Raw genomic sequence first — 25786 nt, forward strand, 5'->3', positions numbered from 1 at the left:
AATCTCTCCCTTCCTATCGTGAACGCCTACATTTAACCTGAAATTGTTTTATCTAACTGGACTGTTCCACCAGACCATGCTTTCAGCGCAGTCCACTCTGCCTCTCCTTGCCAGAATTCAGCTTCTGGTGATAGTCCCAACGCTAGAAATACCGTCGTACACAGATATAAGCTACCTGTCGAAATATACGCTTCTCCAATTTCGGGTTGACTGCCGACAAAGCCAATGCGAAGCCAACCGTTATCATCGAATGTACCCGGCATCTGAATCTGCTTCCTGATTACGGCCGTAAGTGCGCAACGGACTTGAGCTGGTAACAGTTCTTCTGGGAGTTCTTCTCTAAGGGACATTAAAGACAGATGCTGGAATGCCCCAAAACGATAAGCAAGTGATCTGCCCATTAGAGGGAAGGTCCCTTCAGGCGATATTAACCGTTCCAAAATGGCTGCATAACGTACTGCTCTTTTCAACACATTGACTTGTAGTGTAGCCCAATCTCCAAATTGATCTCCTATTGCATCCAATATGTCGACCAACATGGGTTGAATGACAAAGCTGTTGTAATAATCCCAGTGGAACGCAGGCCCATCCCCATACACACCGTCCCCTTTGTACCATTGCTCATGTTGTCTTAAAGCATAATCTACACGCATACGATCCCAATCTTCTACGCCCATGCGGAACAGAGCGGCTTCAATCATGGCGCTAAATAAGAGCCAATTGCTAAAAATAGGACGGATCACACGCGTAGATATCAAAGCTGAAATTAGATTTGCTTTCACTTTTTCATCAAGCAATACATACAGCTCGTTTGGAGCACGGAGAACTGCATTGGCAAGAAAGGCTGCGTCAACTAAAGGCTGTCCACCTTTTACGAAATTCATATAATCCGGGGAAGTTGGATCAGTAGCTGCCTCGATGGCTTGCCTCGCCATGACTGCCATGTTAGATCGAATTTCTCCCTCCTCTCCAGAACGTGGCCCATGTTCAAGCCATGGTGCCATTCCGGATAAGGTACGTCCTAATGCTTCCAAGTATGTGTAATTGGACCGATCACCTTCTCTCGCTTCGATAGGCATATCTAACACCATCCGACGTTCTGATAATGATTTTAGAACAGGCTGTGTAATTTGAACTAAGGTATCCACCCAATACTTCCTATCGTTCCACATATGTTCCCCTTTCACCAAGATGTAGTTTATAAAAGTATAGACCATTGTATACTCCTCCACAATAAACTATAATCATCAAAAACTGACCTATCGTGCTAGGAGTGTGAACGGATGCTAAAGTTAATTTCATGCGGTTATCATACCATCCACCATGAAGGAATTATAAGAAATCGTCCGAAAGGTTCTGGTCATTATACTTTTGTATTTTTTAATAGTAATGCAGAGGTAAAATTAAATGACCACACGTTGATCGTCGAAAAGAATACATTTGTCTTTTTTCAACCTGATACCCCGCATGCTTACTGTGAAATAAAGAGTCCTTTCATTAATGATTGGTTTCATTGTTATGGCGAAAATATGAATGAATTTCTTACAGAATTAAACTTCCCTCTGGATACTCCCATTGAAGCATCTGATCCGCTACTGATTTCTAGGTACATCATGGAACTACAGAATATTAACCGGTTTAACGGATCGTTGCGTGAGCGTATTATAGACTGCGATCTTCGGTCCTTTTTCATGAAATTAAGTGATTTGCGGGAACGAACGGCTCCTCATCAACTGAATCGTTATTACATCCGATTTAACGAATTACGTAGTGAACTCTATCGTTCTCCTCTCCAGAACGTTTCTGTGACTGAACTGGCTGCACGGTTAAGTTTGAGTAAATCTTATTTCCAACATATCTATAAGCAGTTATTTGGTTGTTCCGTAATGACGGATATGATAAGCGGGAGGCTTGAGCATGCGAAATATCTTTTGGATCACAGCGAGATGTCAGTAAGTCAAATTGCTAGTACCTGTGGTTACGAAAATGACACTCACTTCATGCGCCAATTCAAAAAGTTTGTTGGCATTTCACCAAGGCAATATCGATTTAGAAGTGAGGATTTATCTACTGTAGAAGATAAACAACCGTTTCCCACTGGATAAATGGTGAACGGTTGCTTAGAGCGTACTTTTTCTATCTACTTGATAGCGAAATGTATCGATGTCCCTGTCAAGTAGATTTTCTAAACTCTATTCCTCTCTTCTTAACGAATCAGCGATACTTACTTTGCTTAACCTATACATCGGTGCAAATGTTGCTAAGACGGTCGTAAAGCTGCATTTTAAAGAAGTTGGAGGCTGTGACCTCCAAAGAAGCAGTTAATAAGGTGAGAAGAATAGGCTCCTTCGCAGACCGATTGGTCAATCGATTGCTTCAGGCAATGATCCTTTTTCTATCCATGGTTCAGTCTACTTCCACACTTATCAACTAATGTGTTGTTTGGTAGAGCCTAGGGGATGAGGTCGATGTCGCGGAGTTGATTTCATTATGAGGGACAAAACGGGCAGATTCTCGGAAATCCAAGTCAAATCTCTTCGGGGAACCTGTTACGTTTTGCTCAAAAAAGCAAGCCTGAATAAGGGATTAACATTTCAAACAAAATTACGACATCCTGGGGATTTCGAAGAGAGCATCAAAGACTTTTTTCCTTCCCCGGCAGAATCCGAAGGCTTTTAAGAGGCCCCTGCCATTGGCACGTCGAATCTGCCCGCACGAGCCCAACTGCGCGGCAATCTTACCCTACAGCGGACCAACTCCCACCCTCCCCCTACGGGGCAAATTTCCGCGCCCAACAAGCGGCTAATGCCAAAACTTTCGCCCTACTTATGATACGGTTCCCCTTGATTAATCTTCGCTGTAAACAATTTTGTAGTAAACAACTCGTCCCACATCACAAACCGCACCTTTTCCTGACATCGTTTCGTGTTCACAATGTCTTAACGATATGCGCTACCAACCGCAAGTTATGTTCAATAAGCATATTACGTGCGTAGCCGTCCCCTTCGGCCATTAATTGTAAGTATTTGCTCTCATCCTTTTCGGATAGTGGCTGGGGAAAGGCATTATTCTTGACGTACGAGACCAGTAGTGTTAGCTGTTTAACAAACAGCGCAATCGCTGAGATCAATCCAGGCATTGAACCGAACACCCCCAAGTTGGTTTCCATTAGACAGGAAGCCACTGGCCCCCGATCTAGACGAACATTGAAGTCTGTTCTTTAGTCTATGTGGGCGACGGCCTAGAAGTGCATGTACGGGAAAACGAGGATATAAAATAAAGCGCCAGGTGTAGTGGCGGCTTTTGAAAAGAATTACAATATATGATCATCAGTCCAAATATCGTGTGTCATAAATCCATAGTCTATTTCTTGACTTAATCATCTCATTCAATATATTCAAATTAATAACTATCTCTTCCAAACTATTGGGTACTATAAGGGACATGATATTATATCCGTCAGCAGCATCGTTATTAATCAATTACTCCTATTGGTCTGCGGGAGTTCTGAAGTCTTTTTAAAGTTCTAATACCATTTCATTTCACTAAATCCTTTATGTAACAAAAGATAACATCATTGATATAAAATCCAATTAATTTTAATAATAATTCCATTATATAGCATGAAATCTAACATAATACTCTTTGACAAACTCTATAACTCTATGATAAGTTAGGTTATATTACATAGAGGAGTGATAGAAACAATGAAGAAGAAAATAATGATGCGAACAATTAGCAGTGTACTGACCAGCATACTTATGCTTGCACCACTGGCAACGCCCATTCATGCAGCTAACGCCACAACTAGTCAAAGCACCGAGATAACCTCATTCCTCGCACAGGACTGGACTCCGAAAGACTTTATCACTTCTTCAAACGGAAAAAGTGTCGTAACATCCACCGAATTCGTCAATCTGTTGAACACTGCTGCCGATGCCGCAGGTTATGATCAAGATATAGCATATAAATCGGGAGATGTAGTCACACGCGAAACAGCTGCCGTCTTGCTCGATCAAATTATTGATGTGCCTTATTCACAGAATCTCGCATATAATGACGTAAAATCAAGCTCTTATCTACCCTCTATTGAAGTCATTTCCACCTCTGGTCTTATAAAAGGATTTTCTGATAGTAGGTATGGCTATGAGCAAACACTAACCAAAACGGATGCAGCCGTTATCGCATATCGCCTCTATCAGTATCTGCAACCATTCAATCCTGTAGAAGCTTCGATCACCTCAATCCAGAGCGCAATGGAAACCGGCAGATTGACTTCGGAAGAACTCGTCCAACTTTATCTCGATCGAATCGAGCAATACGACGATAATGGACCGAAACTCAATTCTATAATCAAAGTGAATGATCAAGCCATATCACTAGCGAAGGAGCTGGATGCTGAACGCAGTGATCAAGGATCTCGTGGTCCTCTACATGGCATTCCTATCATATTGAAAGATAACTTCGATACCGCAGATATGCCAACTACTGGCGGATCACTAGCACTTAAGGATAGTGTACCGGCAGACGACGCTTACCAAGTCAAGAAGCTGAGAGAAGCCGGGGCTATCATTTTGGCCAAAGCGAATTTACATGAGTTTGCTTTTGGCTATACTACAACAAGCTCGATCAGTGGGCAGACTCTTAACCCATATAATCTGACAAGAGTGCCGGGCGGTTCTAGTGGCGGTACAGGTGCTTCGATAGCAGCGAGCTTTGCTACTGTTGGCATGGGCTCCGACACCGGTGGTTCGATTCGTGTACCTTCCTCCTTCAACAATCTGGTCGGCATACGTCCTACCATCGGATTGTCGAGCCGAGATGGCATTATGCCACTAGCTTTAACCCAAGATACAGGAGGTCCTATCGCTAGAACTGTAGCAGATGCCGCAGCAGTACTCGACGCAACAGTAGGTTATGATCCTAATGATGTGACGACAGCAAGTAGCATAGGCAATATCCCAGATTCTTATCTCGACTATCTTGATTCGGAAGGACTTAAAGGTGCAAGAATTGGCATTGTTCGCGATGTATTCGGTACGGATAGCGAGATCAATACCGTGATGACGAATGCTATTCAAGAGTTGAAACAAGGTGGAGCAACGCTCATCGACAATGTTTCAATTCCGAACTTTACGCAAATCAATAGTTTTGGAAGCTTGAGTGCTTGGGAATTCAAGTTCCAATTCAACGACTATTTGACAACGCTTGGTGATAACCGTCCATACAGTACATTATCCGATATTATTACTACCGGATTGTTCGACCCTTCCATTGCGCAGCAATTGAAAGATCGGAACAATATAGGATCACTGGAAGATGAGACATATAAAGATATTGTGCTATATCGTACCCGTCTGGCACAGCAAGCGATTCTGAAAATGATGGCGGACAACGACCTTGACGCCCTGATCTTCCCAACATCAGCCAAACAAATTGTGAAAATTGACGGAGACCAAACCATTGGCGACGGCTTTAAACTCAGCTCATTCACAGGGTATCCAACTGTAACGGTTCCGGCAGGATTTACAACCGATAACATGCCTGTAGGCATGGACTTCATCGGCCGTCCGTTCAGCGAACCGACTTTGATCAAACTTGCTTACTCTTTCGAGCAAAGTACGCAGCATCGCCGCACTCCTGTACTAACGCCATAACAGCCTCCGATACAATAACCAATAAAACCCTGAGGAACTTAAACTCCTCAGGGTTTTATTGCGATACATAGTATTAATTTCCTCGTACTCACGATTGATATGGTTCCTTGTTAAACACTCCATGTAAAAAAAGTGGAATTCAATTCCCGGTCAATTTTGAAGTAACTCAAATCATTTTGTGATCAAAACCCGGTCTTCAAGGTTTGAGAGACTTGTCACCGATCCTTCGGGTGTACTGACAGGAAGGCCGCCGCATGCCGAATAGCGTTAAAAAACCGTTCAACGATCTTTGTGATCGTGAACGGTTCAGAATTATTTTGCAAATTTTTTATTCAGCATACGGATCTATCGTTTGAATTGTTCCGTCAGCATTATACTTTAGTTCCGTATATTTCACGCAACGTTTGTGATTGACGCCATCAGACAGCGAACAGTCATGATAAAAGAGGTACCATTTATCTTCAAACTGGACGATGGAATGATGCGTGGTCCAGCCGATAACAGGAGTAAGAATTGTCCCCTTGAATGTATACGGACCCTGCGGGTTCTTGCTAATTCCATAAACCAGCTTGTGTGTAGTCCCCGTCGAGTAAGATAGGTAGTAATATCCATTGTATTTATGTACCCATGGCCCTTCAAAATATCTCCGTTCCTCATCACCCGCAAGAATCGGATTGCCTTCTTCATCCACTATCGAAATTTCAAACGGTTTGTCCTTAAATGACAACATATCCTCACTTAGCAATGCCACGAGTGGTCCTAACGCAGGCTTGTCTGCTGCGGGTCCCTCAGTTTGCGACGAGTCGAAGCTGCCTGTCTGCCATTTTTCCAATTGCCCTCCCCAGAGACCACCGAAATACATATAAGCTTGGTCATCTTCATCAACAAACACGGCAGGGTCTATGCTATAACTGTCCTTGATATAATTTGGCTCCGGCTTAAACGGTCCTGCAGGTGAAGAAGCCGTTGCAACCCCAATTCGGAAGATTCCGTCTTGATCGCGTGCTGGAAAGAACAAATAGTATACATTGTTCTTGTAAGCAGCATCTGGCGCCCAAAGTTGGCTTGAAGCCCATGGAATATCACGCAAATGAAGAGCTTCTCCATGATCCACGACAGGAGAATCGAAATTCTCCATAGATAATACATGGTAATCCTCCATAGCATATTGGTCCCCATTATCGTTATCTGGCCCATCATGATCGAGATCGTGTGAAGGATAGATATAGATTTTACCTTCAAATACATGAGCAGACGGATCGGCGGTAAAAATGTGGTTCACTAGTGGTTGGTTTGGTTTGGTGTATGGTTTCATAGTATACTCCTTTTTAGCTTATTTGCATGTTACCCGCGATAGGATCGCGATAAATATTTATGCAATCGCTTACATATCTTGCTTCTATTTTACACTATCCTACTCTCCTCTCCAATACTCATACTAAAGAACTTACTCTAATAATTATAGATAAAAGCCTATCAAATCTCGGAGCCATGAGATGACGAAGTCTTTGTCACGATGAAGTGGATGGATTCGCTCCCAAATTTCTTCATAATACCCTTGAAAAGCGCCTACTATTGTAGTCTCAGTAATAGCAAGTAACTCTACATGATCTCTATCGTAATTTCGTGGCATAACGCCGATTAGAACGGTATGATCCCCTTTAATATCCCATTCGGTATTACCGATTAACTGAGATTGACTGTCACTGATGAGAGCGATTTCGAAGCTATCATAATCTTCCAACAACCCTATCATATGATTAAGGTGGTTAGCGATATCCTCTCCCTCGGGATAATAGTATGGATTCTTGTCGTACCTACCAAGTTTCACAAGACGCTCAAATATACTCATAGGGTAGATATGACGCATTCGATAATGTCCGATGTCTCGATAGAATGATTGAAGACTATCCTCAATTCTCCTCAAATGAACCAGTCGTATCTCATCGTCGACAATTGACACTTGGATGTATTTCTTAATGATGTCCAGTGGTAAGGTCAAAAAAGACAGATCCTGCATATACAGCAGATGATTGCCTGACTTTCGATCCTTCATCGAATTTAGCTCGAAGAATTCCTCAATTTCAAGACGTCGTAAGAGCGGTTCAACATTCGCGAATAACTGTCCCGTATAACCTGCTATCACATCCACCGCATCTATTCCATCAAGATAGATACCAGAATCGATCTCTGTATGATTGCCTGCGGCAAATCCGAGTATTGCACCCTTTCCCTTCACCACCATCATTTCAAAAGGGGGATTATTCAGTCCATACTTGCCAAAATGGTACAAGAAGTAGCTTCCAGGGTAGTTCGTCCAATCGAGTATTTCTTCAACTAATCGGAATGAACGATTGACATTCTTGGTCAAGCGACTAACGTGCTTAACCGTCCATCCACTATTCAATGCTTGAACAACTGTCTCGTACCAGTATCTGCGAAGCTCTGGATAACCTTCGAATAAATCCCGCTCGCTTTGAAAAGTGAGGAGTAGTTCTCCAGATTTCTCTATTGACGAATCCTCTAATGCTTCCTTCAACATGGCGATTGCAGCCTTCAGAATGCCTTCCCTTCCTTGGATAACTTTGGGAATATGCTCCGTCGGGAAAGTGAATTTCTCACTCGTGGGTGGCAGTGACTCTGCAGTACCACGAATATGAAGTTCATCCGTATCTGACGTATGTTTCCTTTTACCAGTTGGTCGATAGGAGTTTCCATTCGCAAGTCCTAGCGATAATGAATACACCTGTGACCGATGTAGGAGTTCTTGGACAACTTCATGAACAGGTCGATCCCGTTCCTTAGATTCCTGGTCATTGCTAGCGAAATCAAGGATAGCAATAAGTTGCGCTTCCCGATATGCTTTATCTAATCCTTCGCAAAGTGCTTCTGTCATTCGTTCAGCATACCCAGAGTTTAGTGCGGGGGTTCGTTCACCACGAATCCATCTTCTAACATAGGATGAATCTACCATCAGGGTCCTCCCAAGTTTGGCCGCTGACCATTCACGAATGGCAAGAAGCTCCGCCAAACAATCTCCGAAAGTTATGTTCTTCATCTAACTTCCCCCCTTCTATTGATCATATCATAGCTACTGAATAAGTAATGATTGACCGGGTCACAATTGTCCTGTCCTGATTATACTACGATAAATTTCTGTTATGCTGTCTTCAAGATACTATTCAGTACGAAAAGGGGAGAATGTGAAAATGGGTGTAAGAATTCAGAATACATGTTTATTATTAAGCCTTCTTATGGTCGCGTGTCTTACTCTAAGCGGTTGTGCAAATAATAGAATCGGTAATAAAGAAGAAGTTTCCATGTTCCGAGCGGATCTGCAGCACAGTGGTATGTATGCTTCCAAAGGTCCAGATCAGTTCAACGGAGTGAAATGGAAATTCAAGACAGAGGGTCCTGTTCGTTCCTCACCTGTAATACTCGATGGAATCCTATACATAGGCAGCGATGACCAATCGGTATATGCCATAGAGGAAGAGTCAGGGACTCAGAAATGGTCTTATAAGACAAGAGGTGCTATTAAATCGTCCCCTGCCATTGCGGAAGAAACTGTATATGTCTACAGTGATGACGGTACTATCTATGCGCTACATCTGGCAGACGGCACAATGAAATGGAGCTATGATACCGAAGTGAAGGATGAGATTCGAGATAAAGTCGACTATTGGAAGTCATCCCCAGCAATTGCCGACGGTGTATTGTACATTGGAGGTGGTAACAATACGTTCTTTGCCATCGATACTGCCACTGGGACGTTATTGTGGAAGAAATCAGCAGCTTTAAACGACTACACATGTGAATCATGTCCTCCCCCATTTCTTCATTCATCTCCAGCTGTTTATGACGGAGTTGTATTTGTAGGAGTCGCGGGATATGACGTGGGCAAGCAGGTGGAGCCTGGAACCGTCATTGCGTTTGACAAGGAGAGTGGAGAACAGTTGTGGATATCTGACATACTAAACGGCGCGGTAGATTCCTCACCCGTTGTCGATGACAAGGCAATTTATGTTGGTATGCGAAATGGTGGGCTTCAGTCACTGGATCGAAAAACCGGCAAATCCATATGGAAAACCAATTCAATTCCGTATATATTAGCTTCCCCGGCACTTGATCAACAGACGAAGACCTTATACAGTGGCAGTTCGGATTCACATGAGTTGGCAGCAATAGATGCAGAGACAGGTGAGAAGAAATGGTCTTTTAAGACGGAAGGACCTATTCACTCTTCACCTGCTACAGATGGAGCAACCATATATGGCGCAGGCGGAAATCACAACTCTGACAAGAATCTCGGTGTAATCTATGCTCTAGACGCAATTACTGGTGAAGAGAAATGGACGTTCAGAACAGACGCGAACATCTACTCATCTCCTGCGCTAAATAACGGCATTTTGTACATTGGTAGTGATGATGGGAATGTCTATGCGATTGAATAAACGTGAAAATAATCTATATGTAGGGAAATTAGCTATGTTATTGATTCTATCCTTCTTAATGGGATGTTCCTCGACTGGTAACACCAAGGGGATTCCTTCTAGCTATAGTAGCCCTGAAATGAAAGCAAATGAGGATTCGCCAATGAAAATCTCTAAGCTTGAATCAATCACTATACCAAGTAAAGCACTTGATAAAGACATGCGTGCAACTATCTATTTACCACCTGGATATCAATCGGACCAGTCCTACCCCGTACTTTATCTTCTTTATGGTTATGGTGGAAACGAGAATTCCTGGTTCACATACCTACACATGGGAGATGCTGCGGACCGGCTAATTGAGTCGAATCTCATAGATTCGCTAATTATTGTTTCACCTGATTATGGTAACAGCTTTGGAGTAAATTCCGATCCGATGGACGCCCCCGTACCCGTAGGCGTAGATGCTGGATTCTACGAGGATTATCTCATTCATGAGTTAGTCCCTTACGTCGATCGAACCTACAGCACAATGAAGGATAAGCAAGGACGATGGATCGGAGGCATTTCAATGGGTGGATACGCAGCATTGATGCTGGGCTTCACCTATCCCGAGATGTTCTCCAAGATCGGAGCTCACAGTGCTGCACTGTGGACTTACAATTCAACAGATCAATTCACAGGTCAACGAGATTGGCTATATGCGAATCCGGCATTACGTGAATTACGTGATCCATTCCTGTTGTCAAGAAGTAACGAGTTGAATGAGATGACCATATTCTTGGACGCTGGTGTAGAAGATCCATTAAGTGAGAAAGACGAATTACTTTATCAACAATTACAAGAAGAAGGAATTTCTGCCCAATGGGAAACTTCCCCTGGAGGGCATGACTTCGCTTACTGGTCAAGTCGATTAGATGATTATCTACTCTTCTACGCTGAACTGAAAATGTAAGTGGGTAATTCTATAGCCTGCCATTAGAAGACCCTAAATGGCAGGCTATTGTTCTTCATCACATAATAAAACAGAAAAAGAAATCTTATTTTACTCCCTTACGGCGGTTAGAGATATCAAGCCAAACAGCAAAAACGAGAATCGAGCCCTTAACCACGTACTGCCAGAATGATTCCATTCCCATCAGTGACATCCCGTTATCGAGAGTGGTCATAACCAATGCACCTATAATGGCACCTATAATTGTCCCAGCACCACCCATCAATGATGTTCCACCGATGACGCAAGCAGCAATCGCATCCATTTCCGCCATGTTGCCGGCAGTGATTGTCGCAGATGCTAGGCGGGAGGTCAGGACGATTGCCGCAATAGAAGCGAGTAGTCCATTGAACACAAAAATCAACATTGTCTTCCGTTTAATATGAATACCTGAAAGACGGGCAGCTTCAATATTGCCGCCAATGGCATAAATATGACGCCCAAACGTGGTCTTCGTCGAAATAATGTAAAAAATGATCGCCAATACAATAACGAAAATAATTGGAAACGGAATCCCTTTGTAATTATTCATAACGACTACAAACGACACAACTAGTAATGCGAGGACAGAGACCTTTATAATATCTACTCCGAGTGGTGCGATCTCGAAGCCGTATTTTTGCCGGGAACGCCGTTTAGTATAAGCAGTCCATAGCATAATCCCCACTGCCAGTAAACCAATAATGATACCAAATCCTTTAGCGAAATAAGCGTTCCCCAGCAATGCAATCACCGGATCAGATACTGGAATCGTTTTGGACTGGGTAACACCCATTAATACGCCGCGGAACACCATCATGCCACCCAACGTAACGATGAAGGCAGGAATCATTTTGTAGGCAACAAGCCATCCCTGAAGCAGACCAAGCACAGCCCCGGCAACCAGTGTCCCAAGAATAACAATAATCGCCGGCAGTTCCAGCCAATTACTCAATATAGCGGCAATTCCACCCGTTAACCCTACGATAGAACCTACAGAAAGATCAATATGCGCCGCCACAATGACGAGTACCATCCCTATAGCCAGTATGGAGGTCACAGACATTTGTGTGAATAAATTAGATAAATTTCGTGAAGTTAAAAAGGTAGGATTTAAAATCCCAAACAGTACCCATAGTAACACCAACGCTCCTACCATGGTATATGCACGCACGTCCATTTCGCCAAACAAGCTGCTCCAGAGCGATTTTCGGGTCACAGGGATATCTACTCTATCTTGAAGTTCCTTTTGAAGCTGCATCATTATTTCCCTCCCGTAGCGGCTAACATTATATTTTCTTGGGTGGCCTCATGCCATGGAAATTCTTTAACGAATTCTCCTTCGCACATCACCATAATCCTGTCACTCATACCCAGCACCTCAGGCAACTCCGATGAAATCATAATAATGGCTACACCTTGATCTACCAGCTGGTTCATTAAATTATATATTTCGTATTTCGCTCCAACATCGATCCCTCGGGTAGGTTCGTCCATAATCAGGATTTTCGGATCAGACATTAGCCATTTTCCAATAACAACCTTCTGCTGATTCCCTCCCGAAAGTGTTCCTACCAACGTTTCCAGCGAAGCTGTTTTCGTCTTTAGATCCTGCACATACTTGCGTCCCCATTTAATCTCTTCATTCTCATTAATAAAACCTAGCTTTGATACCTTCCTCATCGTGGGCATCGTAGTATTTTGTTTCAGATCCATGCCCATCACTAATCCTTGGCGTTTGCGATCTTCAGTCACTAGAGCAATTCCTGCCTTAATAGCTTCAGCAACGGATTTAATCTTCACCGTTTTCCCTTCGATTTGTACTTCTCCCTCAGCCCTGCCCTCATAAGCACCGAAAAGACTAGTAACAAGCTCCGTACGTCCCGCACCCATGAGTCCAGCTATTCCTAGAATCTCACCTTTACGTAGTGTGAAATGTATATCCCTAAGCACTTTCTGATTTCGCTTTTCAGGATGCCACACGTTATATTGGCTAACCTCAAGCATAATTTCTCCCGGTGTATGGTTTACTCGCGGATATCGCTCCGTCAGTTCTCTGCCAACCATTAAGGATACAACCTTATCGTCATCCGTTTCCTTCCGATCAAGAGTCGCTATCGTACGTCCATCGCGTAGTACCGTGATGGAGTCTGCAAGAGCAAAAACCTCAGGCATCTTATGCGAAATGTATACACAGGAAACACCTTCACTGCGCAACTGATTCAATATCCCCATGAGGATGGAGACTTCACTTTCCGTTAAAGCAGCTGTTGGCTCATCTAGAATCAGAATTTTTGTATGCTTGGAAAGTGCTTTTGCGATTTCAACCAGTTGCTGCTGGCCAATCCCAAGATGACCAATTTTGACGTTTGGGGATATATTCAGTCCCACCTTTTTCAACCAAACAGAGGCATTATGATACAATTCATCCCACTGAATAACTCCGCGCCTACATGGCTCAGCTCCCAGAAAAATATTCTCACCTACCGTCATCTCTTTGACGAGCGCGAGTTCCTGATGAATGATAGCAATTCCGGCTTGTTCAGCGTCCGTTATTTGATGGAAATGCCTGCTCTGACCACCAATGATAATCTCACCGCTATAGGTACCGCTCGGATAGAGTCCGCTAAGTACCTTCATCAGCGTTGATTTCCCAGCACCATTCTCACCGCAAAGGGCATGTATTTCTCCCTGCCTAACCTTAAAGTTCACATGATCTAGCGCCTTAACACCGGGAAACTCTTTACTGATGTCTGCCATTTCCAATACATACATTATTCAAGCACCCTTTCTGACCATGAATCAGCAGAGAGCGGAACCTTATGGTCCCGCACCCGCCATTCTACTAGGTTATTGTTTAGGCCATTGGTCCTTAGGAACGTTCTTGTACACTTCCTCAAGTTTGTGGAAGCCATCTTTGATCAGAACGTCCAAATTGTCCTTGTTAACCGCAAGGGGATCGAGCAGTATGGAAGGGACATCAATCTTCCCGTTATTTACAGTTTTTTCAGTAGTGATCTCTTCGCCCTTGGCAGCAGCCATAGCCATCTCTGCAGCTTTTGTAGCAATCGCATTAATCGGCTTATACACGGTCATCAACTGTGTTCCTTCTGCAATACGTTGCACAGCAGCTAAATCCGCATCCTGTCCGGACACTGGAATTTTACCAGCCATTCCTTGAGCAGTTAATGCCTGAATCGAACCTCCAGCAGTACCATCGTTAGCTGCAACCACGCCTTGCACGTCATTGTTATTCGCAGTTAAGGCATTTTCCATATTCTTAAGGGCCTCTTCTGGCTTCCAATCCTTGGAGAATTGATCATACACAATCTTGATATCACCTTTCTCTTCAAGTGGCTTCAAAATATTCATTGCGCCTTCCTTGAACATATGAGCATTATTGTCCGTATCCGCTCCGCCAATATAAACGATGTTGCCTTTCGGAGCCTGTTCGATAACAGCTGTCGCCTGAAATTCTCCTACACGTACATTATCAAAAGAGATATAGTAGTCCACATCTGCATTGTTAATCAGTCGATCATAAGCAATAACCTTGATGCCTTCCTTATGTGCTTTCTCTACAATCGGTGCGGTTGCTTCAGCATTGTGCGCAATAACTACGAGTACGTCTACTCCCTGAGAGATTAATTGCTCTGCTTGACTCATCTGCGTAGCATCATCTCCGTTAGCCGCAAGAACCTTCACTTCGCCTCCAAGCTCTTCTACTTTAGCAGTGAAAATATCGCGATCCTTTTGCCAACGTTCCTCTTTCAAAGTGTCCATAGACATTCCAATAACAATTTTATCTCCGTCTTTCGCGGCTGTTTTTTCCTTATTTTGATTATCCCCATTGGAGACCAATCCACAGCCTGCAAGTGATGATGCCAATAATAGAGCTACCCCTAAACGAATTACTTTGCCGTATTTTCTCACTCTTTCATCGCCCCTTTTCACCAGTTAAAATAATTGGTTGCGCTTACAAATAAAGCTTAGCATGGGACGCAATGCTGTGGCGTGTTCATTGCCAGCACTTCTTTACTCTCTATCTGCATTACATTGCTACCTCCTGTAATGAAACCCAATTGTGAGTCTTTCACAGGACAATTGGGTTATACAACACAAAAAAGTCCTTGTAGGTTAACAAGGACTTTTCTTCACTAATTGCTGCCGGTATTCACTTGGCGTAATTCCTGTTGCTTTCTTGAAAACTCTGCTGAAATAATTAGGATCCTTATAACCTACCTCGTAACAAATTTCTTTTAGACTGAGACGTTCTCCCACAATCAATAACTTTGCCTCCTTAATACGAAGCCGGGTAACAAAGTCAATAAAATTCTCTCCTACATGCTGCTTGAATAATTTACTGAAATAATGTGGGCTAAGATTCACATATTCTGCACTTTGCTCCAAAGAGATGTCTTCTTTATACTTTTGATCAATATAGAGAAGAGCCCTCTGGAGCACAAGAGACCGACTCTGCTCCCTCTCTTCCCTCAGACCGTCGATGAAGGAATCGATCCACAATAATGCACTTTTCCGAAGAGCATCTCTATCCTCTACTACACTCAGAGATGTAATCAGATCGGCCCCATCACCTGATTGAATCCCACGACACAGGAACAAAAGAAGCCCTATTACTTCTCCGCGCAAGGTAGAAAATGAACTGGCCACTGTTCCTTCCAAAATCGCAAATAGAGAGTCAAATCGCTCCGCACTCTCCTGTTTGTTGTGCCGCAACAGAGCATCCAGTAGCTTCTTCTCATCATCCAATGAGATCATCGTTTGCCCTGAACTCTGGGTCATATCATCATAATGCCGTACATTTAGCAGCTCGTTATCCTCTGCGCACACACGAACTGCTTCCCGGTAGGATCGACTCATTCCGTCCCAGCCCTCTCGAACCGATCCAATCCCTACCGAAAGGGACAACTGGAATCTCCCCTCTATAAAGCACCTAATACGTTCACCCCAGTCTAAGGAATTAACACGCTGGGAATAACCTGGTCTGCCAGGAGGAAGAGGGTTAAATAATGCCATCTGATGTCCAACCAAAGGCCCGGTGATAGTGGAAAGATTGGGCTTCGTGAAATGCTTAACAGCTTCATAAATTTCCCGCTTGAGCAGTTGAAAATCCTCCCACTCCTTTTTAGATTGCCTAGAAAAAGATAACACCATTGCATAACCCTTAACCCACTGTAAATTTAGCAGACTAGCCAACTGTTCGAGCTCCACCTCCTGCACCGACTCCAGCATAAGTATGAGTGTGAGTTCGTTCTCGGCTAGCGGGATCAGCTGCGATAATTTCTCCTGAAGCTCTAGTTGCTCATTTCGGAGGCGGTTCTCTTCTTCCTTCTCGGAAATCAGCAGCTGTAATACTTGAAGCACTTCCTCTCGCCTGGCTGGTTTAAGTAGGTAGTCCCGGACTCCAAGAGCCAGCCCCTCCTTCGCGTAAGAAAAATAATCGTGAGCCGTTATCATTACAATTTTGGTTGAAGGAACAATTGTTGAAATTTGACGTACAGCCTCAAGTCCTTGAATGCCAGGCATCTTAATATCCATAAAGATAAAATCAGGTCGTTCCTCTTCCGCAATCTGAATGGCCTTCCTTCCATTTTCCGCATGAAGAAAGTGGAAGGTATCAGGCAAAATATGCCTAATCATCAACTCCAGACCTTCCCGCTCCAGCGCTTCATCATCTGCAATAAGTAAGTTGAACATGAGTCATCGTCCTTTCTTATCCATGTAATGTGCTAACCCCGCGATAGGGAATCTTGAACAAGACAGCTGTCCCTTCACCTTCAACGCTATCGATTTCGATACTCTGCTCTCCGTTGAAAAATAAATGCAGTCTTTTGAATACATTTTGTGTCCCCAGACCAGTCGATTGGCCCTTCCTACCAAAACTAGTAGTATCCTCTCGGAAAGATTTGAGCAGCAGCATAACGGTATCCCTGCTCATCCCCACACCGTTATCTCGAATCTCAATACCCACACCTTCATTCACATATCCAATTGTGAGTTTTAGCTCTGCGCCTTCCTCCATCTGCTCTATACCATGTACAAATGCATTTTCCAGTATAGGCTGCAGTGTCAGACATGGAACCATTACATCCAGTGCTCTCTCATCAATTTCCATTACAAAAGAAATCCGGTCACGAAACCGCGCCCTCTGAATGTTGATATATTCTGTCACATGTTCGACCTCTTCACGCAGCGGCACCGCCTGATCCAGCTTTTGCAGGTTATACCTCAATAGACGAGATACAGATACTGTAAGATCACTTGTCTTCGTCGCTCCCTCAATATAAGCCAACTTGGCAATAGAATTAAGGGTATTAAAGAGAAAGTGCGGATTAATTTGGCTTTGCAGCATTTTCAGTTCAAGCTCTTTGACAAGACGGTCCTTCTCCAGACTTTTGATGTTATCAGCCATCAAACTTTGAATATTATCGATCATGCCATTAAAAGTTCGGCACAAGATACTGATCTCATCATTGTTAATACTTTCTGGTGCCTTTGTGTCCATCCGACCCTTCGATATTTGCTTGGCAGTTGCCACCAGTCGTCGGATCGGTCCCGTTATACTACTCGACAACCATACTGCTAGAATAATGCTAAGAACTGCAACAGTAATGACCAGTTGAGCCCCTAGCTTATTCAATTTGTCTGTGGTGGACATAATCTCCTGATAAATCGGCTTGTACTGATCAAGCTCAATGTCAACCAATTCCTGAGCTTCCTCACGTATAAAGCGCTCAGTTTTCTCCGCTTCAATATATGCCCCTGCCATGGTATTAGAATCTTGGTCATCGATCTTACCAATCATAGTCTCAACTTGCTCTAGAAACGTATCAATAATATTACGGTAATTCACAAGTGGCAGGTCACTTCCGCCAATCGTTTCCAATACATCGAGCTCTTGCCGCAGCTGCTGAACACCACTCAAATGTTTCTCCACCTCAGGGGAGCTATCCTCATCAACCTGCATAATAAACCGGTTCATCGACCGCATAATCTCCCCAACCTCATAAGACACTTCCTTGTATAGTAATATACGATTCATCATTAAATGATAGCTTTCCTGCACATTCTTACCGCTTTGGAACAAGAAAAAGGAAACCGTGCTCATCAAAAGAACCAGTAGCGGAATACAAATCAACAGCTTTTTGCGAATACTCACAGGCCACCGCCCTTCTGAGCATTATGCTTATCCAGCACCATAACCTCTGTATAATATTCAGATCGTAAGTCTTTTCCTTGAAAATGCTCATGAAGTAGTCTGACTGCTGTGTCACCCATTAAAAATGGCTGCTGTGCTACAGTCGCCTTAATCTCACCCCTTAGAATGGCGGTCAGCGTCTCTTCCTGATTATCAAAACCAATGATCGTAGGAAAATCCCGTTCCAAACTCTTCGTAGCCTGAAGAACACCGAGAGCATCTGTTGCACTAGTACCCACCATAATATTAATGTCTGGGTGCATCCGCATCATTTCCGCTGCTTGTTGAATCGCTTCCATATGTGAAATGTTGGAGCTGCGAACATCCACAATTGTCAGATCTTCATATTGCTCCACGATGTTTTTTAACCCTTGTAGCCGTTGCAGCTGATTCTCAGCAAGCTCACTCCCTATAATGACACCTATTTTTCCAGATCCACCTGTAGTCTCTACAACAAGACGTCCCAAGCTTTCGCCTGCCGCCTCATTATCCGTACCTACGTAAGCCAGCCTTCTGCTAGCCGGAGCATCCGTATCGATGGTCACAACAGGAATTCCACGTTGCACAGCTTTATCAATGACTGGGGTAAACCTCTCACCATTTAACCCTTGGACGATAATCGCATCTACTCGGGCAGCAATCGCTTTTTCCAGTAAATTAATCTGCTCATCCATGTTGTTGCGGACCGGACCGGTAAATTCAATATCAATCCCATATCTTTCCGCTGCCTTCTCTGCACCCTTCTCAACCATTTCCCAGTAAGGATGATAACGTTCCTGCTCAATCAGAACGATATGATAACGGTGTCCCAGATTTCCGGGGTGACCATGTAATTCCTGAACGATACTACCCATCTTACCGGATTGATGTGCAAATCCAATAAATTCATACGCTAGAAATAAAAATAATACAACCACACACGACATCCATTTTTTATCCACAATCATCCACCTCATTCATATCCTAACTGTCAATGGAAACGGTTGCAACAAAAATAATAGACGATTTTAACCTTCAAAAAAAACAACACCTCACATGATCATTTGGAGGTGTTGTTTCATCAAATACAACTATTGATACAGCCATATGCCTGAAACCGTCATGATCGCGGGCAGCGTAGCTTCATCCACCGGCACATTGTCAAACCAACCGCCCACGGCAAGGTTGAGCACCAGATAAAAAGGTTCGTCAAAAGGCATAATGCCCGGCTGTAGACGACGCTCGGCGAAGCAATATCCATCCACCAGCCAACGGATGGAGTTGGCATCCCATTCTAACGTATAATCATGAAATTCATTAATTGTTCCGTTTTCAAACTGGTAGGAGAACTCATCAGTGACTTTATTGTCCCAATCCTTCCCGTAGTGCAACGTTCCAAATATCTGATGGGGCAGGCGCCCTTTTGCTTCCATGATATCGATCTCACCGGAGGCAGGCCAAGGACCGTAAGCCTGATGCTGCGGAAGCAGCCAGATGGCAGGCCATAGCCCATGCCCAACCGGAAGCTTTGCGCGTACGATTAACTTGCCGTAGCAAAAGGACAGATGGTCCTTTGTGTTCAAACCGGCCGAGGTATATGCAAAGTGCCGCCCGTCTGTTTCGATGTTTTCTAGGCGCGCACATAGGTTTAAGCCCGATTCATCGATATACAGGTTATTAGCATGACCCGTATAAAACTGCTGTTCCCCATTGCCCCAGCCCGTGCATATAGGATTGCCATTGTTATCAAGCAAGTCGTTACCAAGGAGAATGTTCCATGCGCTCAAATCGGTATTGCTATTTAAAAAATCCTGCTCCCATATAAGCTTGTTCATCCTGTTCACACTCCTTTCATTTAATCACAGCATACTTAATTTTAACGCCGAATCAAACAAATCTAAAAAAATGGGATAGAGTCAAAAATCATGGCCTTTTTTTCCTATGCCCATTTTCATACGATTGAAAGGAAGGAGGCACAGAATATGTTCCAATACAGGGCAGGACAAATAAAGACATTTTTTAGGCAGTGGCAATTGCAAAGCATGGTAATCCCAGGCATTATCTGGATGATTATCTTTTGTTATATCCCCATGTTTTGGCTGATCATTTCATTTATGGACTACAGCATTGCGAAGCCCCTGCTGGAATCACCCTTTGTAGGGCTGAAACACTTTCAGGATTTTATGACGGATGACCGTTTCTGGCGATCTATCCGCAATACGCTGGGGATGAGCATCATCAAGCTAGTGCTAGGCTTTCCAATTCCTATTTTATTTGCCTTACTGCTTAATGAAATTCGAAATTTTCGCTTTAAACGCACTGTACAAAGCATTTCGTACCTGCCGCACTTTATTGCCTGGACAATTTTTGGAGGCATCATGCTCAACTGGTTGGGCGAGGGTGGTGTGATCAATCAACTGATGATGGCACTTGGGCTCCAGGAGCGCGAAATCCTGTTTATTAGCGACGCTAAGTACTTTTGGTGGATTACCTATTTCTCCGATACGCTGAAAGAAGCCGGTTGGAGTGCCATCATCTACATAGCTGCAATATCCGGCATTGACCCGGCGCTATACGAAGCGGCGGAGTTGGATGGCGCAAACCGCTGGCAGCGAATGTGGCATATCACCATTCAGTGCATTCGTCCGACCATTGCCATTTTGTTTATCCTCGCTGTCAGCGGGATGTTAGGCAGCAACTTTGAGCAGATCTTTATGTTGGAGAACAACATGAATATTAAAATGGCTGAGAGCCTGGATTTATATATCTATAACATGGGCTTGGTATCTGGGCGCCATTCCTTCTCAACGGCCGTTCTGTTTGCTCGCTCCATTGTGGCACTAGGGCTGTTATTTTTGGCCAATTACGCATCCAAGAAACTTACGGGCGATAGCATTTTTTGATAAAAGGAGGAAGGCTGACACATGGAAAAACGCAGAAGGTTTCGGCGCATCGGAATATTTGAGATTTGCAACACTCTACTGATGCTGGCTGTTTGCTTCATAACGTTGTACCCAATGTGGTTTGTATTCGTAAACTCCCTTAATGCACCGGAGCATGCCATGCTGGGTACGGTCAATTGGTTACCAAAGGAAATATCGCTAGCTAGTTACAGTGTTGTGTTCAATGATAAAAGTCTGATGCACGGATTTTACATCACCACTCTGCGTACGGTGATAGGGACAGTTGTGCATGTATTGTTTACCGCCATTGTGGCTTACGGAATGAGCAAATCCAATCTGATTGGCCGTAAGCTATATCTCAAAATCGCCTTGATTACGATGCTGTTCTCAGGCGGGCTGATTCCCTCGTTTATCTTGATGACGAAGTTGGGCCTGTACGATAATTTTTGGGTATTCATCATTCCTGCCATGTACACTTTTTTTAATATGATCATTTTTATGAGCTTCTTTCGTACCATCCCCGACAGCCTAGAGGAATCTGCGAAGGTAGATGGCGCATCAGATTATGGCGTCCTGTTCAGAATCGTATTACCCAACAGCATGGCCGTAATTGCCACCATAGCGCTTTTTTCAGCCGTCTATCATTGGAATGATTATTACCAGGGCGTGATTTACATCCACTCTCAGGACCAGCTACCGCTGCAAACCATGCTGTACAAAATCATTGCTGAGAACTCCATGTCTTTCATGCAGCAGCAAGCCATGGCACAATTCGGTGCAAGGCTCCCTGGTAGCTCCATTAAGTTTGCATCCATGATGGTGGCCACGATCCCTATTCTGCTAGTCTATCCTTTTATTCAGCGTTATCTGGTCAAAGGCGTGATGATTGGTGCCATTAAAGGGTAAGTATCATACGTTTCTTTATGCCATCGTTTAGAGAGGCGTATGAGACCTATATACAAAAAATACAGCAGTAGCAAAGAAAGGATGATCATGTAATGAAGCGCAACCTCATCAAGCTAGGCATGACCATAGTTCTGGCAGTAATCCTGACGCTAAGCATGGCCGCTTGTACCAATTCTGAGAATAGTGAAAATACACCTACCTCACAGCCTACGGATAGTACGCAACAGCCGCAGGGCGAGTCAACGCCGAACCCCGATGAACCTGCATGGCAGCTGGATACCAGCCCTGTAGATTTAACCTGGTTTGTAGGCGCAAACTGGTATGCCCACACCTGGGGGGAAAGCTTTACCTCCAAATATATAACGGAAAAGACAGGTGTTAATGTCAAATTTGAAGTACCCTCCGGCGAAGCGAATGAGCATATTACCCTAATGATGACCTCTGGCAAGCTACCAGACTTGATTTCGATGGGCTCATGGGAAACTGCTGTCAAAAAACTATGGGAAGGTGACCATGTGTATGCCTTAAATGAATTGGCAGAACAGTATGATCCCTACTTCTTCAAGGTGGCGGGCGACGGTACACTGAAGTGGTATCGTCAAGAAAATGGCAATACTTATGGTGTCCCGAATGATTCATACAGCCCCAACCTGATGCATGAAACCGGCATGACGGCCGCCAACCAAACCTTTTTGCTACGAAAAGATCTGTACGAGGATATGGGCAGACCGGACTTAAGCACCCCGGAGGGCTTTCTTGGCGCACTTCAACTGCTAAAGGATAAGTATTCCGAGTACAAAGGCCAGCCCATCAGCCCCTTCTTAGCACAGGGGAATGTTCCTTACGGGATGACCGATTACCTGCAAAACCTACTGGCTGTTCCGCATGAAAAGGACGGCAAAGTATACGACCGTATTACCGATCCGGATTATATCACCTGGTTGAAAACCTTCCGCACTGCTTACGAGCGCGGGCTAATTAATGTGGATTTTCTAGTGGATTCTGATACGCAGGTAGAGGAAAAAACGAATAACGCCCGTTATTTCATGATGATTCGCGAGTGGACGGGTATGACCGCTGTCAACCCTATGCTGGCCGCAAGTGAAAACCCGGATTCTTATTACATCGCAGTGGATGGGCCACAGAACAGTAATGGTGATAGCGCCAAACTGTTCCCAGGCAACATGGATGGTTGGATGGTTACCATGATTAGCAAATCCACCAAAAACCCTGAACGAGCCATCCGCTTTTTGACCTATCTGACCAGCGAAGAAGGCCAAAGGGATCTATTCCTTGGTAAGGAAGGCGAAACGTGGGAAATGACGAATGGCAAGCCGCAGTTGAAGACTGAAATGGTAGAATTACTCGAAACCGATATTGAGAAGATGGAAAAGCAATACGGAATCCTAGATACCTACTGGATGATGCGTAACCCTGTAATCGTCAATCAATGGAGACCGGAGAAAGCTCCTGTCATTAAACAAATGGAGGACTTTGCCAATGGGCAGGCCGATATTGATAGCGGCATCTACAAGGGCTTAGATCCACTTGGCGATTCAGATGTAGCGGTAACCTGGTCACGTATCTCTCAAAATTGGGAAGAAGTACTACCTGAACTGATTACCGCCAAAGATGACGCAGCCTTTGATAAAGTCTTTGAGAATTTCCTTGCCCGCCGCGAGAGTTACGGCTTTGACAAAGTGATGGAATACCGCCAATCCGAACTGGATATGCGAAAAGCCAAAATGGCGGAGTAACAATACCCATATCATAATTGCTGCCGTCCACCGAAATGGTGGACGGTATTCCTTGCTTTTATGCCTTCCAGATGATTTGTAATATATGGTATATTACAGAAGTGGGGGGGGGCATTTAAATGAAATATTTTCTGACTAAGATGAGAAAGCTTTACCGCAATTCCCGCATATCTCAGAAGTTGTTTTTAGCCTTTAGCATGATGATTGCCATCCCTGCCATTCTGGTATCCTTTTTATTTATCCGCACGCAGGAAACCCAGCTATACAAGGACGCTATGGCAACCGGCAGCAGCCATGTCTCACGGCTGAACGACCAGCTGCGTAGCAGAATGGATATACTTGAAAGCGCTTCCTCTACCGCGCTGACTCAAAACTCATTTGTGGATTTTATTCACTCGAATATGCGCGGGGATGGTCTGCGTCTCGTTAAATTTAGAAAAAATCAATTTGAGCAGATGCATAATATCATCCAAAGCTACGATATGATAAGCGAGCTCAGCTTTTACGTCGATAACCCGAATCTGTATGAAATTTGGCCCGAAATCTACCATTATGACAAGTTTCAGCCGCAGGATTACTGGCTAACGCTTCGGGATGAAGGTGGCTCGGCATACCGTCTATTTGCTTATAAGGATGGTGAGCATACACTATCCTACTACCGGCTTGTACGCCTTCAGGGCCAGCAGCACAAACTACCCACCATTATGGAAATTCGCACCCAACACAGCCTGTTTTTCAGCGACCTGTTGGAGGAGACCGAAGGAGATTTCTTTTCTGTTGTGATGGAAGAAAGTAATCCTTCTCGGTATGTATACAATCCACAGCATGTATTTTCTCAAAATGCGGGTGAGGAGCTGAACGAAATCCTCGGAAGTATTTATCGGCAGTTGGATGCACTAGAGCAAAAAGTGCCCATTAAGGTCAAGGTAGGAGACTATACTTATTACGCACTCTACCGTTACATCGCCCCGCTGAATTCTTATGTGGTGGATATTGCCTCACATGAGGCACTGATGGAGGGTCCGCGCAACTGGTATATCTCTGTGGTAGCGATTATATTGTGCGTGATGTTACTGATCTTGCTGCTTGTATCACATACGACACGGCGCATTTTCCGCCGGTTGGATAGCGTGCTATCTTCTATGCGCCAGGTACGAAAAGGCCAACTGGATGCGAAAATTGATACCGGTCTCGATCTAAACGAAACTGGTGATGAAATCGATGAGGTAGCCGTCAACTACAACAAAATGCTTGATGAAATCAAACGCCTGATGACGCAGGTGGTGGATAAACAGTTGATTGCCAAAAATGCGCAGCTACACTCGCTACATTCACAGATCAATTCACACTTTTTATATAACGCGTTGGAATCCATCCGTATGCTGGCAGAGGTGCAGCGTCAGCCAGCTATTGCCGATGCACTGGTATCGTTAGGCTCGCAGTTGCGCTACAGCATGCAGTGGCGCAGCGATACCGTTGCCCTCAGCGAGGAGCTTGCCAACATACAAAGCTATATTCAATTCATTAACTTTATGGAAGGTGGCAGTATTGTTTTGACAGCGGATCTCCCCCAGGAGATGCTTCGCTATGCTATTCCTAAAATGTGCATGCAGCCCATTGTTGAAAATGCCGTTCATCACGCGGCGCCCTCAGGCGGCAGTGTAATCATCCAAATTACTGTAGAGGTGGAGAATGACAGCCTGCTGCTAATCAAGATACGTGATGATGGCGCAGGTGTCGACCCAGAGATGCTAGACAGTTTGCAAGCTGTGCTGCGGGGCGACTCCGATACTCCAATCGTCACAAGCAAGAACGGGCTGGGCTTGGAAAACGTACATAAGCGCCTGCAACTTCATTATGGCAAGGGCCGTGGTCTTTGGATTGACAGTGTGCAGGGCGTTTATACCTGTGTAACCTTACGCTTGCCTTGGGAAAATGTGAATCTTGGAGGGTGGTAGA

At 44.2% G+C, this 25786-nt stretch carries 18 protein-coding genes and 1 pseudogene; 8 read left to right on the forward strand and 11 right to left on the reverse strand.

Annotated elements, in window-relative coordinates; all coding sequences use genetic code 11:
- Positions 1-32: 32 nt before the first annotated feature.
- Positions 33-1172: a DUF2264 domain-containing protein gene (locus LPB68_RS05830; protein ID WP_068658908.1), complete on the reverse strand. Its 1140-nt coding sequence runs from the start codon at positions 1170-1172 to the stop codon at positions 33-35.
- 111 nt (positions 1173-1283) lie between these two features.
- Between LPB68_RS05830 and LPB68_RS05835 the strand changes: the two genes are divergently transcribed.
- Complete coding sequence (locus LPB68_RS05835; RefSeq protein ID WP_068658902.1) at positions 1284-2105, forward strand: helix-turn-helix domain-containing protein; 822 nt, start codon at positions 1284-1286, stop codon at positions 2103-2105.
- 833 nt (positions 2106-2938) lie between these two features.
- Here the strand turns inward: LPB68_RS05835 and LPB68_RS05845 are convergent.
- Positions 2939-3139: pseudogene (locus LPB68_RS05845) on the reverse strand (RNA polymerase subunit sigma-70); the annotation flags it as partial.
- A gap of 583 nt (positions 3140-3722) precedes the next feature.
- Between LPB68_RS05845 and LPB68_RS05850 the strand changes: the two are divergent.
- Positions 3723-5657 carry an amidase family protein gene (locus LPB68_RS05850; protein WP_232510252.1) on the forward strand — a complete coding sequence of 645 codons (1935 nt, stop codon included), beginning with the start codon at positions 3723-3725 and terminating at the stop codon, positions 5655-5657.
- A 328-nt stretch (positions 5658-5985) separates the two neighbouring features.
- On the opposite strand, the gene LPB68_RS05855 is transcribed toward LPB68_RS05850, so the two are convergent.
- Complete coding sequence (locus LPB68_RS05855) at positions 5986-6972, reverse strand: glycoside hydrolase family 43 protein (RefSeq protein WP_068659317.1); 987 nt, start codon at positions 6970-6972, stop codon at positions 5986-5988.
- Positions 6973-7116: 144 nt separating this feature from the next.
- A complete protein-coding gene (locus LPB68_RS05860; protein WP_068659315.1) occupies positions 7117-8715 on the reverse strand; it encodes a helix-turn-helix domain-containing protein in 1599 nt (532 codons plus the stop codon).
- A 151-nt stretch (positions 8716-8866) separates the two neighbouring features.
- On the opposite strand from LPB68_RS05860, the gene LPB68_RS05865 reads away from it, so the two are divergent.
- Complete coding sequence (locus LPB68_RS05865; protein ID WP_068659313.1) at positions 8867-10111, forward strand: outer membrane protein assembly factor BamB family protein; 1245 nt, start codon at positions 8867-8869, stop codon at positions 10109-10111.
- A complete protein-coding gene (locus LPB68_RS05870; RefSeq protein WP_157891906.1) occupies positions 10104-11045 on the forward strand; it encodes an alpha/beta hydrolase in 942 nt (313 codons plus the stop codon). Before LPB68_RS05865 ends, LPB68_RS05870 begins: the two co-directional genes overlap by 8 nt.
- 85 nt (positions 11046-11130) lie before the next feature.
- Here the strand turns inward: LPB68_RS05870 and LPB68_RS05875 are convergent, their stop codons facing one another.
- The 7 genes from LPB68_RS05875 to LPB68_RS05905 form a co-directional block, all read right to left on the reverse strand.
- Positions 11131-12324, reverse strand: a complete 1194-nt coding sequence (locus LPB68_RS05875) for a sugar ABC transporter permease (protein WP_082865757.1) — start codon at positions 12322-12324, stop codon at positions 11131-11133.
- A gap of 2 nt (positions 12325-12326) precedes the next feature.
- Complete coding sequence (locus LPB68_RS05880; RefSeq protein ID WP_068659311.1) at positions 12327-13838, reverse strand: xylose ABC transporter ATP-binding protein; 1512 nt, start codon at positions 13836-13838, stop codon at positions 12327-12329.
- Between the two features lie 75 nt (positions 13839-13913).
- Positions 13914-14996 (reverse strand): D-xylose ABC transporter substrate-binding protein, encoded by a 1083-nt coding sequence (xylF, locus tag LPB68_RS05885; protein WP_068659309.1) that lies wholly within the window; start codon positions 14994-14996, stop codon positions 13914-13916.
- Between the two features lie 204 nt (positions 14997-15200).
- Entirely contained in the window at positions 15201-16781 is a 1581-nt protein-coding gene (locus LPB68_RS05890) for a response regulator (protein WP_068659307.1), read from the reverse strand.
- Positions 16782-16797: 16 nt separating this feature from the next.
- On the reverse strand, positions 16798-18243 hold the full coding sequence (locus LPB68_RS05895; protein ID WP_068659305.1) for a sensor histidine kinase: 1446 nt from the start codon (positions 18241-18243) through the stop codon (positions 16798-16800).
- Positions 18240-19229 (reverse strand): sugar-binding protein, encoded by a 990-nt coding sequence (locus LPB68_RS05900; protein ID WP_232510251.1) that lies wholly within the window; start codon positions 19227-19229, stop codon positions 18240-18242. The genes LPB68_RS05895 and LPB68_RS05900 overlap by 4 nt, the downstream gene beginning before the upstream one ends.
- A gap of 123 nt (positions 19230-19352) precedes the next feature.
- Positions 19353-20096, reverse strand: a complete 744-nt coding sequence (locus LPB68_RS05905) for a glycoside hydrolase family 16 protein (protein ID WP_068659301.1) — start codon at positions 20094-20096, stop codon at positions 19353-19355.
- A gap of 147 nt (positions 20097-20243) precedes the next feature.
- Between LPB68_RS05905 and LPB68_RS05910 the strand changes: the two genes are divergently transcribed.
- From LPB68_RS05910 to LPB68_RS05925, 4 genes are all read left to right on the forward strand, one after another.
- Entirely contained in the window at positions 20244-21164 is a 921-nt protein-coding gene (locus LPB68_RS05910; protein WP_068659299.1) for an ABC transporter permease, read from the forward strand.
- Positions 21165-21185: 21 nt separating this feature from the next.
- Positions 21186-22070 carry a carbohydrate ABC transporter permease gene (locus tag LPB68_RS05915; RefSeq protein ID WP_068659297.1) on the forward strand — a complete coding sequence of 295 codons (885 nt, stop codon included), beginning with the start codon at positions 21186-21188 and terminating at the stop codon, positions 22068-22070.
- A gap of 92 nt (positions 22071-22162) precedes the next feature.
- Positions 22163-23827, forward strand: a complete 1665-nt coding sequence (locus tag LPB68_RS05920) for an extracellular solute-binding protein (RefSeq protein ID WP_068659295.1) — start codon at positions 22163-22165, stop codon at positions 23825-23827.
- A 119-nt stretch (positions 23828-23946) separates the two neighbouring features.
- On the forward strand, positions 23947-25785 hold the full coding sequence (locus tag LPB68_RS05925; protein ID WP_068659293.1) for a sensor histidine kinase: 1839 nt from the start codon (positions 23947-23949) through the stop codon (positions 25783-25785).
- Position 25786 lies beyond the last annotated feature (1 nt).

This window comes from Paenibacillus crassostreae (assembly GCF_001857945.1).
GTDB classification, from domain to species: Bacteria; Bacillota; Bacilli; order Paenibacillales; family Paenibacillaceae; genus Paenibacillus_AQ; species Paenibacillus_AQ crassostreae.